The organism is Pseudomonas sp. 5P_3.1_Bac2, from assembly GCF_025465995.1.
GTDB lineage: Bacteria > Pseudomonadota > Gammaproteobacteria > Pseudomonadales > Pseudomonadaceae > Aquipseudomonas.
The window spans coordinates 17,743-33,990 of record NZ_JANLNY010000017.1 but is presented as its reverse complement, the minus strand read 5'-3'; the positions used below and the strand labels follow the sequence as shown (position 1 = coordinate 33,990).

The 16,248-nt window shown below is 60.0% G+C and carries 13 protein-coding genes; 12 read left to right on the top strand and 1 reads right to left on the bottom strand.

Annotated features, from left to right (window positions below; translation table 11 throughout):
* Position 1: 1 nt before the first annotated feature.
* From murD to lpxC, 9 genes are all read left to right on the top strand, one after another.
* Positions 2-1,348: a UDP-N-acetylmuramoyl-L-alanine--D-glutamate ligase gene (gene murD, locus NTD81_RS10875; protein ID WP_262182334.1), complete on the top strand. Its 1,347-nt coding sequence runs from the start codon at positions 2-4 to the stop codon at positions 1,346-1,348.
* Positions 1,345-2,577 carry a putative lipid II flippase FtsW gene (gene ftsW / locus NTD81_RS10870; protein ID WP_262182333.1) on the top strand — a complete coding sequence of 411 codons (1,233 nt, stop codon included), beginning with the start codon at positions 1,345-1,347 and terminating at the stop codon, positions 2,575-2,577. The genes murD and ftsW overlap by 4 nt, the downstream gene beginning before the upstream one ends.
* Entirely contained in the window at positions 2,567-3,637 is a 1,071-nt protein-coding gene (gene murG / locus NTD81_RS10865) for an undecaprenyldiphospho-muramoylpentapeptide beta-N-acetylglucosaminyltransferase (RefSeq protein WP_262182331.1), read from the top strand. The genes ftsW and murG overlap by 11 nt, the downstream gene beginning before the upstream one ends.
* Before the next feature lie 34 nt (positions 3,638-3,671).
* Positions 3,672-5,078 (top strand): UDP-N-acetylmuramate--L-alanine ligase, encoded by a 1,407-nt coding sequence (murC, locus tag NTD81_RS10860; protein ID WP_262182416.1) that lies wholly within the window; start codon positions 3,672-3,674, stop codon positions 5,076-5,078.
* On the top strand, positions 5,075-6,025 hold the full coding sequence (locus tag NTD81_RS10855) for a D-alanine--D-alanine ligase (RefSeq protein WP_262182330.1): 951 nt from the start codon (positions 5,075-5,077) through the stop codon (positions 6,023-6,025). The genes murC and NTD81_RS10855 overlap by 4 nt, the downstream gene beginning before the upstream one ends.
* Positions 6,026-6,028: 3 nt before the next feature.
* Positions 6,029-6,892, top strand: a complete 864-nt coding sequence (locus tag NTD81_RS10850; RefSeq protein ID WP_262182328.1) for a cell division protein FtsQ/DivIB — start codon at positions 6,029-6,031, stop codon at positions 6,890-6,892.
* Between the two features lie 20 nt (positions 6,893-6,912).
* Positions 6,913-8,160 (top strand): cell division protein FtsA, encoded by a 1,248-nt coding sequence (gene ftsA / locus NTD81_RS10845; RefSeq protein WP_262182327.1) that lies wholly within the window; start codon positions 6,913-6,915, stop codon positions 8,158-8,160.
* Between the two features lie 44 nt (positions 8,161-8,204).
* Positions 8,205-9,404: a cell division protein FtsZ gene (gene ftsZ / locus NTD81_RS10840; protein ID WP_262182325.1), complete on the top strand. Its 1,200-nt coding sequence runs from the start codon at positions 8,205-8,207 to the stop codon at positions 9,402-9,404.
* A gap of 112 nt (positions 9,405-9,516) precedes the next feature.
* Positions 9,517-10,428 (top strand): UDP-3-O-acyl-N-acetylglucosamine deacetylase, encoded by a 912-nt coding sequence (gene lpxC, locus NTD81_RS10835; protein WP_262182324.1) that lies wholly within the window; start codon positions 9,517-9,519, stop codon positions 10,426-10,428.
* Between the two features lie 104 nt (positions 10,429-10,532).
* On the opposite strand, the gene NTD81_RS10830 is transcribed toward lpxC, so the two are convergent.
* Positions 10,533-10,988 (bottom strand): DUF721 domain-containing protein, encoded by a 456-nt coding sequence (locus NTD81_RS10830; RefSeq protein WP_262182322.1) that lies wholly within the window; start codon positions 10,986-10,988, stop codon positions 10,533-10,535.
* Between the two features lie 83 nt (positions 10,989-11,071).
* On the opposite strand from NTD81_RS10830, the gene NTD81_RS10825 reads away from it, so the two are divergent.
* From NTD81_RS10825 to argJ, 3 genes are all read left to right on the top strand, one after another.
* Positions 11,072-12,004: a M23 family metallopeptidase gene (locus NTD81_RS10825; protein ID WP_262182320.1), complete on the top strand. Its 933-nt coding sequence runs from the start codon at positions 11,072-11,074 to the stop codon at positions 12,002-12,004.
* A 117-nt stretch (positions 12,005-12,121) separates the two neighbouring features.
* Complete coding sequence (gene secA / locus NTD81_RS10820) at positions 12,122-14,857, top strand: preprotein translocase subunit SecA (RefSeq protein ID WP_262182319.1); 2,736 nt, start codon at positions 12,122-12,124, stop codon at positions 14,855-14,857.
* 103 nt (positions 14,858-14,960) lie between these two features.
* Positions 14,961-16,178: a bifunctional glutamate N-acetyltransferase/amino-acid acetyltransferase ArgJ gene (argJ, locus tag NTD81_RS10815; protein ID WP_262182318.1), complete on the top strand. Its 1,218-nt coding sequence runs from the start codon at positions 14,961-14,963 to the stop codon at positions 16,176-16,178.
* The last annotated feature ends 70 nt before the right edge of the window (positions 16,179-16,248 follow it).

The window sequence follows — 16,248 nt, the reverse complement described above, 5'->3', positions numbered from 1 at the left end:
CATGAGTTTGATCGCATCAGACCACATGCGCATCGTTGTCGGCCTCGGCAAGAGCGGTATGTCCCTTGTGCGCTTCTTAGCGCGCCAGGGCCTGCCTTTTGCCGTGGTCGACACGCGCGCCAACCCGCCGGAGCTGAGCACCTTGCGTGACCAGTACCCGCAGGTTGAGGTGCGCTGTGGCGAGCTGGATGTGGAGTTCCTCTGCCGTGCTCAAGAGCTGTTAGTCAGCCCTGGTTTGGCCATCGCCACCCCAGCGCTGCAAGCGGCGGCTGCGCGGGGCGTTAAGCTCAGTGGCGATATCGATCTGTTTGCCCGTTACGCCAAAGCGCCGATCGTGGCTATCACCGGCTCCAACGCGAAAAGCACCGTGACCACCTTGGTCGGTGAAATGGCGGCGGCGGCCGGCAAAAAAGTAGCCGTGGGCGGCAACTTGGGTACCCCGGCCCTGGATCTGCTGGGTGATGACGTCGAGTTGTATGTGCTGGAACTGTCCAGCTTCCAGCTGGAAACCACCCACAGCCTGAACGCGCAAGTGGCGACTTGCCTGAATATCAGCGAAGACCATATGGATCGCTACGCCGATCTGCAGGCCTATCACCTGGCCAAACACCGCATCTTCCGTGGCGCCAAGCAGGTGGTGATAAATGCTGACGACGCGCTGTCGCGGCCGCTGTTGGGCGACGATGTGCCGGTCACGCTGTTTGGGCTGGGCAAGCCGGACTTCAACCGCTTTGGCCTGCTCGAAGAACACGGTGAGAAGTACCTGGGTTATCAGTTCGCCGCTTTGCTGCCAGTGCGTGAGTTGAAAATTCGCGGTGCACATAACCAAGCTAATGCCCTGGCGGCCTTGGCTTTGGGCCATGCCGTGGGCCTGCCTTGTGAGCCGATGCTCGAAGCGCTGCGCAATTTCGCCGGCTTGCCTCATCGCTGCCAGTGGCTGCGTGAGCGCGCCGGAGTGAGTTACTACGACGACTCCAAAGCCACCAACGTCGGTGCCGCCTTGGCGGCCATCGAAGGCCTAGGCGCGGATATCGACGGCAAGCTGGTGCTGATCGCCGGTGGCGATGGCAAAGGCGCGGACTTCTCGGCTCTTAAAGCGCCGGTGGCGAAGTTCTGCCGCGCGGTGATTCTGCTGGGGCGTGACGCTGAGCTGTTGGCCCAAGCCTTGGCCGGTGCCAGCGAGCTGATTCGCGTCAGCACTCTGGAAGAAGCGGTACAGCGCAGTGCTGAGCTGGCTCAGCGCGGCGATGCGGTGCTGCTGTCGCCGGCCTGCGCGAGCCTGGATATGTTTAAAAACTTCGAGCAACGCGGACAGCTGTTCGCCCAAGCTGTGGAGGGCCTTAAGTGAAACTTCTCGCCCGTCTACTCGCCGCTCCATCACCGCTGCGTAGCCCCCGTGCCGCCGATGTCGACTTTCCGATGCTGGCCGGCTGCCTGGGCCTGCTCGGCTTGGGGCTGGTGATGATCGCTTCGGCTTCCACTGAGGTAGCCGCGGCGCAGACGGGTAATCCGCTGTACTACTTGATTCGCCACATCATCTATGTGGCGCTGGGCCTGGGTGCCGGTTTGCTGACCCTGCTGGTGCCGATGGCTACCTGGCAGAAGCACAGCACCAAGCTGATGTTGATGGCGGTGGTGTTGCTGGCACTGGTGCTGATCCCGGGCATTGGCCGTGAGGTTAACGGCGCCAAGCGCTGGATTGGCTTCGGCTTCTTCAACTTGCAGCCTTCGGAGTTGGCCAAGGTCTTCACGGTGATGTTCCTCGCCGGCTACATGGTCCGCCGCCAAGTGGAAGTGCGCGAGAAACTCAGTGGCTTCCTTAAACCACTGGCCGTGCTGGCGCCCATCGCCGTGTTGCTGCTCGGTGAGCCGGACTTCGGCGCCACCGTGGTGCTGTTCGGCGCTTCGATTGCCATGTTGTTCTTGGGCGGCATTAACCTGGTGCGTTTTATCCCGCTGGGCTTGGCCGTGTTGGGCGCTGGTGTGCTGGTAATGACCAGCCAATCCTATCGCCTGCAACGACTGACCAACTTCGTCGACCCTTGGGCCGACCAATACGGCGCAGGCTATCAGCTGAGTCAGGCGTTGATCGCCTTTGGCCGTGGCGAGTGGCTCGGCGTGGGGCTGGGCAACAGTGTGCAGAAGCAGTTCTACCTGCCTGAAGCACACACCGACTTTGTGTTCTCGGTACTGGCCGAGGAGCTCGGCATGGTCGGCGCGCTGCTGACCGTGGCGCTGTTTATCTTCGTCAGCGTGCGCGGCCTGTACATCGGCCTGTGGGCGGAAAAATCCAAGCAGTACTTCTCGGCTTATTTGGCCTATGGCCTGTCGTTTTTGTGGGTCGGGCAGATCCTGATCAATATTGGCGTGAACATCGGTCGCCTGCCGACTAAAGGTCTGACCCTGCCATTTTTGAGTTACGGCGGCAGCTCTCTGGTGATCTGCTGCGTGTGCCTGGCCATGCTGCTGCGCATCGAGTGGGAGCGCCGTACCCAGTTAGGCAGTGCTGAAGTGGAATTTAAAGAAGAAGATTTCTTTGATGTGCAACCGGCCAAGGAGGTGCGCCATGGGCGCTAACGTCCTGATCATGGCCGGTGGTACTGGTGGACACGTGTTCCCCGCACTGGCCTGTGCCCGTGAGTTCCAAGCCCGTGGCTATAGCGTGCACTGGTTAGGCACGCCGCGTGGCATCGAGAATGAATTGGTGCCGGCGGCTGGTTTACCGCTGCATCTGATTGATGTCACTGGCCTGCGCGGCAAGAGCAAACTGTCCCTGCTTAAAGCGCCGTTGCAGTTGCTGAAAGCCCTGTGGCAGGCGCGCAAGATTGTTCGTGAGCTGCAGCCAGTCTGCGTGCTCGGTATGGGCGGTTATGTGACTGGTCCGGGTGGCTTGGCTGCTTGGCTGCACGGCGCGCCGTTGATTATCCATGAGCAAAATGCCGTGGCTGGCACCGCTAACCGCAGCCTGCTGCGCTTTGCCAGCCGGGTGTGCGAGGCGTTCCCGAATACCTTCGCCGCCAGCGACAAACGCCGCACCACCGGTAACCCGGTGCGCCCTGAGTTGTTCTTGAGCCAGCCGCGCGCCGCTCTGCAGCAGCGTCAGCCTCGCCTGCTGGTATTGGGCGGAAGTCTGGGTGCTGAGCCGCTGAATAAATTGCTGCCCCAGGCGCTGGCCTTGGTCGCGCCAGAGCTGCGCCCACATGTATTCCATCAGGCCGGTAAACAACACGCGCAGATCACCGCTGAGCGCTATCGCGAAGTGGCGGTGCAGGCCGAAGTGGCGCCCTTTATCCAAGACATGGCCAAGGCCTATGCCGAGGCGGATCTGGTCGTGTGCCGCGCCGGCGCCCTGACTGTCAGTGAATTGGCCGCTGCGGGCCTGCCGGCATTTTTAGTGCCGCTGCCCCATGCGATCGATGATCACCAAACCCGTAATGCCGCTTATTTGGCCAGCGAAGGCGCCGCCGTTCTGCTGCCGCAACGCTCCACTGACGCCGCCACGCTGGCCGCGCAGCTGACTGAGGTTTTGATGCACCCCGCACAACTAAACACTATGGCTGAGACGGCCCGTCGTTTGGCCAAGCCTGAAGCCACCCACAGCGTGGTCGACATTTGCTTGGAGGTGGCCCGTGGCTAAATCTCCCGCTGCAGTTCGCTCGGAAGTTCGGCGTATGCGTCGTATCCGCCGTATTCACTTCGTTGGCATCGGTGGTGCCGGCATGTGCGGTATCGCCGAAGTGTTGCTTAACCTCGGCTATGAAGTGTCCGGCTCGGACCTGAAAACCTCGGCCGTGACCGAGCGTCTGGAAAGCTTTGGCGCCAAGATCTTTATCGGCCACCGCGCCGAGAACGCCGAAGAGGCCGATGTGTTGGTCGTCTCCAGCGCCATCAACCCCAGCAACCCGGAAGTAGCGGTGGCGTTGGAGCGCCGTATTCCGGTGGTGCCACGGGCCGAGATGCTGGCCGAGCTGATGCGCTATCGCCACGGCATCGCGGTGGCCGGCACTCACGGTAAAACCACCACCACCAGCTTGCTGGCCTCGGTGTTTGCCGCCGGTGGTCTGGACCCGACTTTCGTTATCGGTGGCCGCCTGAATGCCGCCGGCACCAATGCGCAGCTCGGCAGCAGCCGCTATCTGATTGCCGAAGCGGATGAGAGCGACGCCAGCTTCCTGCATTTGCAGCCGATGGTGGCCGTGGTCACCAACATCGACATGGACCACATGAGCACCTACGAAGGTGACTTCAATAAGTTGAAGAAAACCTTCGTCGACTTCCTGCATAACCTGCCGTTCTACGGTTTGGCCGTGCTCTGCGTGGACGACCCCTATGTGCGCGAGATCCTCCCGCAAGTGGCGCGTCCGACCGTGACCTACGGCTTTGATGAAGACGCCGATGTGCGCGCGATCAATGTGCGTCAGGCGGGTATGCAGACTTTCTTTACCGTGCTGCGCCGTGACTGTGAACCGCTGGATGTGTCGGTGAACATGCCAGGCAACCACAACGTGTTGAACGCCCTCGCGACCATCGCCATTGCCAGCGATGAAGGCATCAACGATGACGCCATCATCCAAGGCCTGTCGGGCTTCCAGGGGGTTGGCCGGCGCTTCCAGGTGTACGGCGAACTGCCGGTGGCCGACGGCAGCGTGATGCTGGTCGATGACTACGGTCACCACCCGCGCGAAGTGGCGGCAGTGATCAAGGCCGTACGCGGTGGCTGGCCTGAGCGGCGTCTGGTGATGGTTTATCAACCGCACCGCTATAGCCGTACCCGCGATCTGTACGAAGACTTCGTGCAGGTGCTGGCCGACGCCAAAGTGCTGCTGTTGATGGAGGTCTATCCGGCCGGCGAAGAGCCGATCCCCGGTGCCGACAGCCGCAATCTGTGCCACAGCATTCGCCAGCGTGGTCAACTCGACCCGATCTATATCGAGCGTGGTGTCGACTTGGCGCCGATCGTTAAGCCGTTGCTGCGCGCGGGTGACATTCTTCTCTGCCAAGGCGCCGGCGATATCGGTGGCCTCGCGCCGCAACTGCTGAAGAGCCCGCTGTTCGCGGCTCAAGAGGAGGGGCAATGAGCGCCCTGAGCCTGCATTCACAAGTGCCGGTCAGTGACTTCGGTCGCGTCGCGGTGCTGTTTGGCGGCACCAGCGCCGAGCGCGAAGTGTCGTTGAAGTCCGGCCAGGCGGTGCTGCAAGCGCTGCTGGATGCGGGTGTGGATGCCTTTGGTATTGATGTCGGGGCGGATCTGCTCAAGCGCCTGAGCCACGAGCGGATCGACCGCGCCTTTATCGTGCTGCACGGCCGTGGCGGTGAAGACGGCGCCATGCAAGGCCTGCTGGAGTGCGCCGGCATCCCTTATACCGGCAGCGGCGTGCTGGCTTCGGCGCTGGCCATGGACAAGCTGCGCACCAAGCGTGTGTGGCTGAGCCTGGGCCTGCCGACACCGAATCATGATGTGTTGGCCACGCGCGAAGACTGCCAGCGTGCAGCCGCTGAGCTGGGCTTCCCGTTGATCGTCAAACCCGCCCACGAGGGCTCCAGCATTGGCATGGCCAAGGTGGATAACCTCGACGCGTTGATCGCCGCCTGGCAAGCCGCCAGTCGTTATGACTCGCAGGTGTTGGTCGAGCAGTGGATCGCCGGGCCGGAATTTACCGTCGCCATGCTGCGCGAGCAGGTGCTGCCACCGATTGCCCTGGGCACGTCGCACAGCTTCTACGACTACGACGCCAAGTACCTGGCCAATGACACCCAGTACCGCATTCCTTGTGGCCTGGATGCCGCTAAAGAAGCGGAGCTGAAAGACCTCACCTTGCGCGCTTGCGCGGCACTGGGCACCCAAGGCTGGGCGCGGGCTGACGTGATGCAGGACGCCGCCGGTAAGTTCTGGCTGCTGGAGGTCAACACCGTGCCGGGCATGACCGACCACAGTCTGGTGCCCATGGCAGCACGCGCTGCCGGCCTTGATTTTCAACAACTGGTGTTGGCCATTTTGGCCGACAGCCTAGCGGCGCGAGGTTAACTCATGAACGCCTCCCTACGTCACCCGTCAGGCTCCAATCGCGCACCGCTGCGCGGTAAGCCTGCGCAGCGCGGCGCCAGCCGCCTGGTGGCCAAGGAACCGCTGGCGCGGCGGGTGAGTATGCCGAAAACCAGCTTCGCTTGGCTGCGTCATCTGACCTGGCCGCTGCTGTTGATTGGTTTGGGTTACGGCACCTATGAGTTGTCGTTACGGGCGCTGCCCTATGCCGATCAGCCGATCTCCAAGATCAGCGTTGAGGGCGATTTGAGTTACGTCAACCAGCAAGCGGTGCAGCAGCGCATTGCGCCGTATGCCGCGACCAGCTTCTTCAGTGTTGACCTGACGGGGCTGCGCCACGAGCTGGAGCAAATGCCGTGGATTGCCAATGCCCAGGTACGCCGCGTGTGGCCGGATCAGCTGGTGGTGCGTTTAGAAGAGCAATTGCCGATTGCCCGCTGGGGTGATGAGGCACTGTTGAATAACCAAGGCGGCGCCTTCGCTCCGCAAGAGTTGGCCAACTACCAGCATCTGCCGCAGTTGTACGGGCCTAAGCGCGCACAGCAGCGGGTGATGCAGCAATACCAGGTGCTCAGCCAGATGCTGCGGCCAATGGGTTTCTCCATTGCGCGCCTGGAACTGCGTGAGCGCGGCAGTTGGTTCCTCTCCACCGGACAGGGCATCGAGCTGCTGTTAGGCCGCGATCACCTGGTGGAAAAGATGCGACGTTTCACGGCCATTTATGACAAGGCCTTAAAAGAGCAACAAGCGAATATTGCGCGCATCGATCTGCGTTACAGCAACGGCCTGGCCGTGGCTTGGCGTGAACCGACGGCGCCCGCAGCGCTTAAACCCGCTGCAGTGCAGTGATTTAGGAGAAGAAATTAGCCATGGCAAATGTGCAGAGCGGCAAGATGATCGTCGGCCTTGATATAGGTACTTCCAAGGTAGTGGCCTTGGTCGGCGAAGTGAATGCGGATGGCCAACTGGAAGTGGTTGGCATCGGCACCCATCCGTCGCGCGGCTTAAAGAAAGGCGTGGTGGTCAATATTGAATCCACCGTGCAGTCGATCCAGCGCGCTGTTGAAGAAGCGCAGCTGATGGCCGGCTGCCGGATTCACTCGGCCTTTGTCGGCGTGGCCGGCAACCACATCCGTAGCCTTAACAGCCACGGCATCGTGGCTATCCGTGATCGTGAAGTCAGCCAGGCTGACCTTGAGCGTGTGTTGGATGCGGCCCAAGCCGTGGCCATTCCCTCGGATCAGCGCGTGCTGCACACCCTGCCGCAGGATTACGTGATCGACAACCAAGAAGGCGTGCGCGAGCCGCTGGGGATGTCGGGTGTACGTCTGGAGGCCAAGGTGCACGTGGTCACATGTGCGGTAAATGCTGCGCAAAACATCGAGAAATGCGTGCGCCGCTGCGGCCTTGAAGTGGATGACATCATCCTCGAGCAACTGGCCTCGGCCTACGCCGTGCTGACGGATGACGAAAAAGAGCTGGGCGTGTGCCTGGTCGATATCGGTGGCGGTACTACCGATATCTGCATCTTCACCGAAGGCGCGATTCGCCACACCGCCGTGATCCCAATTGCTGGCGACCAAGTCACCAACGATATCGCCATGGCCCTGCGTACACCGACTCAGTACGCCGAAGAAATCAAAATTCGTTACGCCTGCGCCCTGGCCAAATTGGCCGGTGCTGGCGAAACCATCAAGGTGCCGAGCGTCGGCGATCGTCCGCCGCGCGACCTGTCGCGTCAGTCCCTGGCTGAGGTGGTGGAGCCGCGTTACGACGAGCTGTTCACCCTGATTCAGGGCGAGCTGCGCCGCAGCGGTTATGAAGACCTGATCCCGGCCGGCATCGTCCTCACGGGCGGTACCGCGAAGATGGAAGGCGCCATTGAACTGGCCGAAGAAATCTTCCACATGCCAGTGCGCCTGGGCCTGCCGCAAGGTGTGCGCGGTCTCGCCGATGTTGTGCGTAACCCAATTTATTCCACCGGTGTAGGCCTGTTGATGTATGGCCTGCAGAAGCAAACCGACGGTATCTCGATGTCGGTGCCCGGTAGCTACAGCGATGAAGTTAAACAACCTGTTTTGGAGCGGCTGAAACGCTGGGTCCAGGGCAATTTCTGATTTTGCAGTAGGCGTTACAACTAGAAAGTAAAAAGGAGAGGGACATGTTTGAACTCGTAGATAGCGCACCACAGAGTGCTGTAATCAAAGTCATTGGCGTAGGCGGCGGTGGCGGTAACGCCGTTAACCATATGGCCAGAAATAACATCGAAGGCGTGGAGTTCATCTGCGCCAACACCGATGCCCAAGCGCTGAAGAACATTGGCGCGCGGACCATCCTGCAATTGGGCACTGCGGTGACCAAAGGCCTGGGTGCCGGTGCTAATCCGGAAGTCGGTCGCCAAGCGGCGATGGAAGACCGTGAGCGTATCGCCGAAGTATTGGCCGGTACCGATATGGTCTTTATCACCACCGGCATGGGCGGCGGTACCGGTACCGGTGCAGCTCCTGTTATCGCCCAAGTGGCCAAAGAAATGGGCATCCTGACCGTGGCTGTGGTCACGCGTCCGTTCCCGTTCGAGGGTCGTAAGCGTATGCAGATCGCCGATGAAGGCATCCGCGCGCTGAGTGAAAGCGTTGACTCGCTGATCACCATCCCTAACGAAAAACTGCTGACCATCCTCGGCAAAGACGCCAGCCTGCTGTCGGCTTTTGCCAAGGCTGACGACGTGCTGTCCGGTGCCGTACGCGGTATCTCCGACATCATCAAACGTCCGGGCATGATCAACGTCGACTTCGCTGACGTGAAAACCGTCATGAGCGAAATGGGCATGGCGATGATGGGTACTGGCTGCGCCAGTGGTCCGAACCGCGCCCGTGAAGCCACCGAGGCGGCCATCCGCAACCCACTGCTGGAAGACGTCAATCTGCAGGGCGCGCGCGGCATTCTGGTGAACATCACCGCCGGTCCTGACCTGTCTCTGGGTGAGTACTCCGACGTAGGTAACATCATCGAACAATTCGCTTCCGACCACGCCACCGTTAAGGTCGGCACCGTGATCGATCCGGATATGCGCGATGAGCTGCACGTGACTGTAGTCGCTACTGGCCTGGGTGCGCGCATTGAGAAGCCAGTTAAAGTCGTCGACAACACTATGCAGGTTTCCGCCAGCGCCAGTGTTAGCGCGAGCACAGCGGCCCCGGCTCCAGTGCGTAACGAAAACAACGTCAACTACAAAGACTACGAGCGCCCCACTGTGCAGCGTCAGAGCCACAGCGGTGCAGCGACAGCGGCGAAGCTAAACCCACAGGATGATCTGGATTATCTGGATATCCCTGCGTTCCTGCGTCGCCAGGCCGATTAATGAAATGTATCAGGAGTATTAAGGTGATTGGTGTTCAGCAAAGGCTGGGTCTGATATTATCCCCGGCCATTGTTGAAAACTATTCGCAACTAGTGCTATAGCGGCCCAAGCCATGATCAGACAACGCACCCTGAAGAACATTATCCGCGCGACCGGCGTTGGCCTGCATTCCGGGGAGAAGGTTTACCTGACCCTGAAGCCAGCGCCCGTGGACACCGGTATCGTGTTCCGTCGTACCGACCTTGACCCCGTCGTGGAAATTCCCGCGCGCGCCGGCAATGTCGGTGAAACCACCATGTCGACCACTTTGGTTAATGGTGATGTCAAGGTGGATACGGTAGAGCACCTGCTCTCGGCCATGGCCGGCCTGGGCATCGATAACGCCTACGTCGAGCTCTCCGCATCCGAAGTACCGATTATGGATGGCAGCGCCGGACCCTTTGTATTCCTGATTCAATCGGCAGGTTTGCAAGAGCAGGACGCCCATAAGAAGTTCATCCGCATCCTTCGTGAAGTGACGGTGGAAGAGGGCGACAAGCGCGCCACTTTCGTCCCATTCGAAGGTTTCAAGGTGAGCTTCGAGATCGATTTCGATCACCCGGTGTTCCGCAATCGCACCCAGTCGGCCAGTGTTGACTTCTCTAGCACCTCCTTTGTGAAAGAAGTCAGCCGCGCCCGTACCTTTGGTTTTATGCGTGATATCGAGTTCCTGCGTTCGCAGAACCTGGCACTCGGCGGCAGCGTAGAAAACGCCATCGTGGTAGACGAGTTCCGCGTGTTGAACGAAGACGGCCTGCGTTATGAGGACGAATTCGTTAAGCACAAGATTCTCGACGCCATCGGCGATCTATACCTGCTGGGCAACAGCCTGATTGGCGAGTTCAAAGGCTTTAAATCGGGGCATGCGCTGAATAATCGCTTGCTGCGCACACTGATCGAGCAAACTGATGCTTGGGAAGTGGTGACCTTTGACGATATCAACACCGCGCCAATCTCTTACATGCGCCCGGTTGCGGCGGTGTAACGCAAGACCCTCTCTGTGTTTGATTAGGCCACCTTCGGGTGGCCTTTTTTTATGTCTGCGTTTTTATTGCTGGCACTTGGCTGCTATGGTTAGCCCTTGCGGGCTTAAGAGCCGCTTTGGCCGTGTTTCGCGAGGCGCTCTAAGGCGGCCTTAAGCTTGGGGTCGGTGATGCCTTCAGCGGTGGCTTGGATGTTTTCCGCGGCGCTGCTGGAGAGGCTGATAGTGCGACTCGCCGCACGCATTTCGACGGTTGGAGGTTGCACCTTAAAGAGAATCTTCGTTAAGGTCGCGAACTCTTCCAGAGCCTGCAATTGCTTGAGCAAGCGTTTTTGTTGATAGCGCAGGCGCGTGGCCCAGTGGCCGTCAGTGATGATTAACAGCAAACAACCTTCCCGCCACGATGCCACCAGGCAGTGCTCGCGGGCCGCCGGTTGCAGCTGGCTGGCCACTAATTGTTGCAAGCGCTCAATGCGTTGCGCTTGATTGAACAGCGTCTTTAAGGGTTTGACCTCGCGCAATAGCGCGGCAGGTGCCCGAGCTGGTAAGGGACGAAAGGCCATGGCGGGAAGCCTGAAAAAATAGAACTGCCATGGTAGCAGACCACTGCTGCCCACTGATGCTTCGTCGTTAGGGAGGGGAGCCCATGCAGATTATTGTGTTGAGTCGGCGCCACGGTGCTGCGCGTACTTTAAGTGTCGATCTGCGCTGGCTGTTGGCCGGTGCCGCGCTGGCATTGATCTTCGCCATTGCCGCTGGGGCTGTGCTCGGTTCGCGCTGGGCACCTGCGCCAGTTATCCAGCCGGCGGTGCCGCTAGCGCAAACGGACGCCGCACGGGTGCAGCAGCAAGAGCAAGTGAGTGCTGTGCGCCGTGATGCACAGCGTCAGTTGGATGCCTTCGCCGCCCATGTGGCCGAGCTGCAAGCCCGCCTGACACGCCTCGATGCACTGGGGGCGCGGCTTACCGAATTGGCTGATTTGGACGCCAGTGAATTTGATTTTTCCCTTAACGTCGGCCAAGGCGGTGCGGAGGACAGTCTCGGTGACGCCGCCTATGCGCCGCCGCCCTTTATGGATGCGCTGGATCAACTGAGCCTGCGCCTCGACAGCCGCGAACAGCAGTTGGAAGTGCTGGAGCAATTGATCGGTGAGCGTCAACTCAGTGAGGCGCAGTATTTGTCTGGCGCACCAGTGCGCCAAGGGTATATCTCCTCACCTTTTGGGCGGCGCGTGCATCCACTGACGGGGCGTAGCGGCCAACATAAAGGTGTGGATTTTGCGGCCAAGGCGGGTAGCGATGTGGTCGCGGTAGCGGCAGGCGTGGTCAGTTTTGTTGGCACCCGTTCGGGCTATGGGCGTACTGTTGAAATCAGCCATGCAGATGGTTACACCACCTTATATGCACATAATCAATCCAGTGAAGTTGCGATTGGCGACCTAGTGCAACGAGGACAAACCATTGCTAAGGTTGGCCGCAGCGGTCGCGCCAGCGGTTATCATGTGCACTTCGAAGTAACGAAGCACGGTCAGTTGGTCAATCCCGCCAGTTACATCGCCCGAGTGGGCGTGGGTGAATAAGGTGGCTTTCCTCATTCACGTTTCCGAGTAGAATGCCCGCTTCGCATGCAGCCATGAGGGCTGCTTGGGTCGCTGTGTAGCCTCCCTTAATCCATACGCCTGGAAGATCCTGTCGATATGTTTGCGCCTTTGTTAAAAAAACTCTTTGGAAGCAAGAACGAGCGTGAAGTTAAACGCATGCTCAAGGCGGTACAGGCCGTCAATGCCTTCGAGGAGCAGATGGTTGCCCTCTCGGATGAGCAGTTGCGCGCCAAGACCAGCGAGTTTCAAGCCCGTCTCAGCAAAGGCGAAACACTCGATCAAATCCTCACCGAAGCTTTTGCCGTAGCCCGTGAAGCGGGTAAGCGGGTCATGGGCATGCGCCACTTCGACGTGCAGTTGATTGGTGGTATGACCCTGCACGAAGGCAAGATTGCCGAGATGCGCACCGGTGAGGGTAAGACCCTGGTGGGCACCCTGGCCGTGTACCTGAATGCCTTGGCTGGCAAAGGTGTACACGTGGTCACGGTCAACGACTACCTGGCCCGTCGCGACGCCAACTGGATGCGCCCGCTGTATGAATTCTTAGGCCTGAGCGTGGGTATCGTGACGCCGTTCATGCCGCCGGATGACAAGCGCGCTGCCTATGCCGCTGACATCACCTACGGCACCAACAACGAATTCGGTTTCGATTACCTGCGCGACAACATGGCGTTCAGTCAGGAAGAGAAATTCCAGCGCGAGCTGAATTTCGCCGTGATCGACGAAGTCGACTCGATCCTCATCGACGAAGCCCGTACCCCGCTGATCATCTCCGGCCAGGCCGAAGACAGCTCGCGTCTGTACATCGAAGTCAACAAGCTGATTCCGCGTCTGAAGCTGCACGTGGAGGAAGAAGAGGGCGTGGTGACCCAAGAAGGTCATTACAAACTCGACGAGAAATCCCGCCAGGTTGAGCTCAACGAAGCCGGTCACCAGTTCGTTGAAGAAATGCTCACCGAAGCCGGCCTGCTGGCCGAAGGCGAGAGCCTCTACTCGGCGCATAACCTGGGCCTGCTGACCCACGTTTACTCGGGGCTGCGTGCGCACAAGCTGTTCCATCGCAACGTCGAGTACATCGTCCAGGAAAACCAAGTCATCCTGATCGACGAGCACACCGGCCGGACCATGCAAGGCCGTCGTCTGTCCGAAGGTCTGCACCAAGCGATCGAAGCTAAAGAAAATCTGCCGATTCAGGCCGAAAGCCAGACTCTGGCGTCGACCACTTTCCAGAACTACTTCCGTCTGTACACCAAGCTGTCCGGCATGACCGGTACCGCCGACACCGAAGCGTTCGAGTTCCATCAGATTTACGGTCTGCCAGTGGTGGTGATCCCCACTAACCGTCCGTTGGCGCGTAAAGACTTCAACGATCTGGTGTACCTGACCGCCGAAGAAAAATATCAAGCCATCGTCAAAGACGTTGAGGCCAGCCTGGCCCAAGGTCGTCCGGTGCTGGTCGGTACAGCCACCATCGAAACGTCTGAGCACATGTCCAACCTGCTGACCAAAGCCGGTATTGCGCACAAGGTGCTGAACGCCAAGTTCCACGAAAAAGAAGCTGAGATCATCGCTCAGGCCGGGCGCCCAGGTGCGCTGACCATCGCCACCAACATGGCCGGTCGGGGTACTGACATTTTGCTGGGCGGTAACTGGGAAGTAGAGGTCGCCAACCTCGAAGACCCAACGCCTGAGCAAATTGCCCAGATCAAAGCCGATTGGCAGAAGCGTCATCAGCAAGTGATCGAGGCCGGCGGCCTGCATGTGATCGCCTCTGAGCGTCACGAGTCGCGGCGTATCGACAACCAGCTGCGGGGTCGTGCCGGTCGCCAGGGTGACCCAGGTTCCAGCCGCTTCTACCTGTCGCTGGAAGACAATCTGATGCGCATCTTCGCCTCGGATCGGGTGAAGAACTTTATGAAGGCACTGGGCATGCAGTCCGGTGAGGCCATCGAGCACCGCATGGTCAGTAACGCCATCGAGAAGGCGCAGCGTAAGGTCGAAGGACGTAACTTCGACATGCGTAAGCAACTGCTCGAATACGACGACGTGGCCAACGAGCAGCGCAAAGTGATCTATCACATGCGTAACACCCTGCTCACTGCGGACAACATCGGCGAGACCATTGCCGACTTCCGTCAGGAAGTGTTGGACAACACCATCAATACTTACATGCCGCCGCAGTCGTTGCCCGAGCAGTGGGATATTGCGGGTATGGAAGAGGCGATTTACAGCAGCTTTAGCCTGCGTCTGCCGATCCAGCAGTGGCTGGATGAAGACGACAAACTCTACGAAGAAGTGCTGCGTGAGCGCGTCCTCGCCGAGCTGCTGAAGGCCTACAACGAGAAAGAAGAAGAGGCCAGTGCTGAAGCGCTGCGCACCTTCGAGAAGCAGATTGTGCTGCGCGTCCTCGATGACCTGTGGAAGGACCACCTGTCCACCATGGATCACCTGCGTCACGGTATTCACCTGCGTGGTTATGCGCAGAAGAACCCTAAGCAAGAGTACAAGCGCGAGTCCTTCACCCTGTTCCAAGAGCTGTTGGAATCGATTAAGCGCGACTCCATCCGTGTCTTGTCCCACGTGCAAGTACGCCGTGAAGACCCGGAAGAGGAAGAGGCGCGTCTGCGGCGTGACGCCGAAGCCCTGGCCGCGCGTATGCAGTTCCAGCACGCCGATGCTTCCGCTCTGCCGCAAGACGACGGCGCCGAGGAAGATGGCGTGGCTACAGTCGCCGCAGTTCCAGCGCGGGTCGAAGCCAAAATCGGGCGTAACGAGCCTTGCCCTTGCGGCTCGGGCAAGAAGTACAAGCACTGCCACGGCCAGGTTAACTAAGCCGTCGCACCCCGCTGTACAGGACTAAACAACGCCGCGTACGGGCTTACCGTTCGCGGCGTTTTATCATCGAATCGGTTTGCTTACCTGAAGGAGTCTTCCCATGGCTGTTGGTCTTGGCCCTCTGTCCACTCTGCACCCTGTCCCTGGCTTCGAGCTGGGTATCGCTTCGGCGGGTATCAAGCGTCCTGGGCGCAAAGATGTGGTGGTGATGCGCTGCGCCGAAGGCTCCAGCGTTGCCGGGGTATTCACCCTGAACGCGTTCTGTGCCGCGCCGGTGATCCTGTCCAAGCAACGGGTTAGCGGCAAAGTGCGTTACCTGCTGACCAACACCGGCAATGCCAACGCGGGCACCGGCGAACCTGGCTTGGTCAACGCGGCCCGCACCTGCGCGGCGCTGGCACAGCTGGCTGGGGTCGACGAGCACGCCGTGCTGCCGTTCTCCACAGGCGTGATTGGCGAGCCGCTGCCAGTCGAGAAAATCGAGGGCGCGCTGCAAGCTGCGCTGGATAACCTGGCGCTGGATAACTGGGCGCAGGCTGCCGAAGGCATCATGACCACCGACACCCAGCCTAAGGGTGCCAGCCGCCAGTTCCAGCATGACGGCGTGACCGTCACCGTCACCGGCATCAGCAAGGGGGCGGGCATGATCAAACCGAACATGGCGACCATGCTTGGCTATATCGCCACCGACGCCAAAGTCGCCCAAGGCGTGCTGCAGGATCTGCTGCGCGATGCGGCGAACAAGTCGTTCAACCGCATCACCATCGACGGCGACACCTCGACCAACGATTGCTGCATGTTGATCGCCACGGGCCAAGCAGCCTTGCCTGAAGTCACCGAGCCACGCGGCGAGCTGTTCGCCAAGCTCAAAGAGGCGGTGTTCTCGGTGTGCATGGAAGTGGCTCAGGCCATCGTCCGTGACGGCGAAGGTGCGACCAAGTTCGTGACCGTGCAGGTGAACGGCGGCGCGACCCACCAAGAGTGCCTGGACGTCGGCTATGCCGTGGCCCACTCGCCACTGATCAAAACTGCATTGTTTGCCTCCGACCCGAACTGGGGCCGCATCCTCGCTGCCGTTGGCCGTGCCGGTGTGGCGCAACTGGATGTCAGCCTGATCGACGTCTATCTGGGCGACGTGTGCATCGCCAGCAAGGGCGGGCGCGCCGCTAGCTACAGCGAAGACCAAGGCGCAGCGGTGATGGCCAAAGAAGAGATCAGCATCCGTATCGAGCTGGGTCGCGGCGCTTGCAGCGAAACCATCTGGACCACCGACCTGTCCCACGAGTACGTGAAGATCAACGCGGAATACCGCACCTGATCCAAGCGAGCCAGGCCAGGGCCCTGCATTCCCGTTGTTTATGCCTGCATAAACAACGGGAATTTGCTTT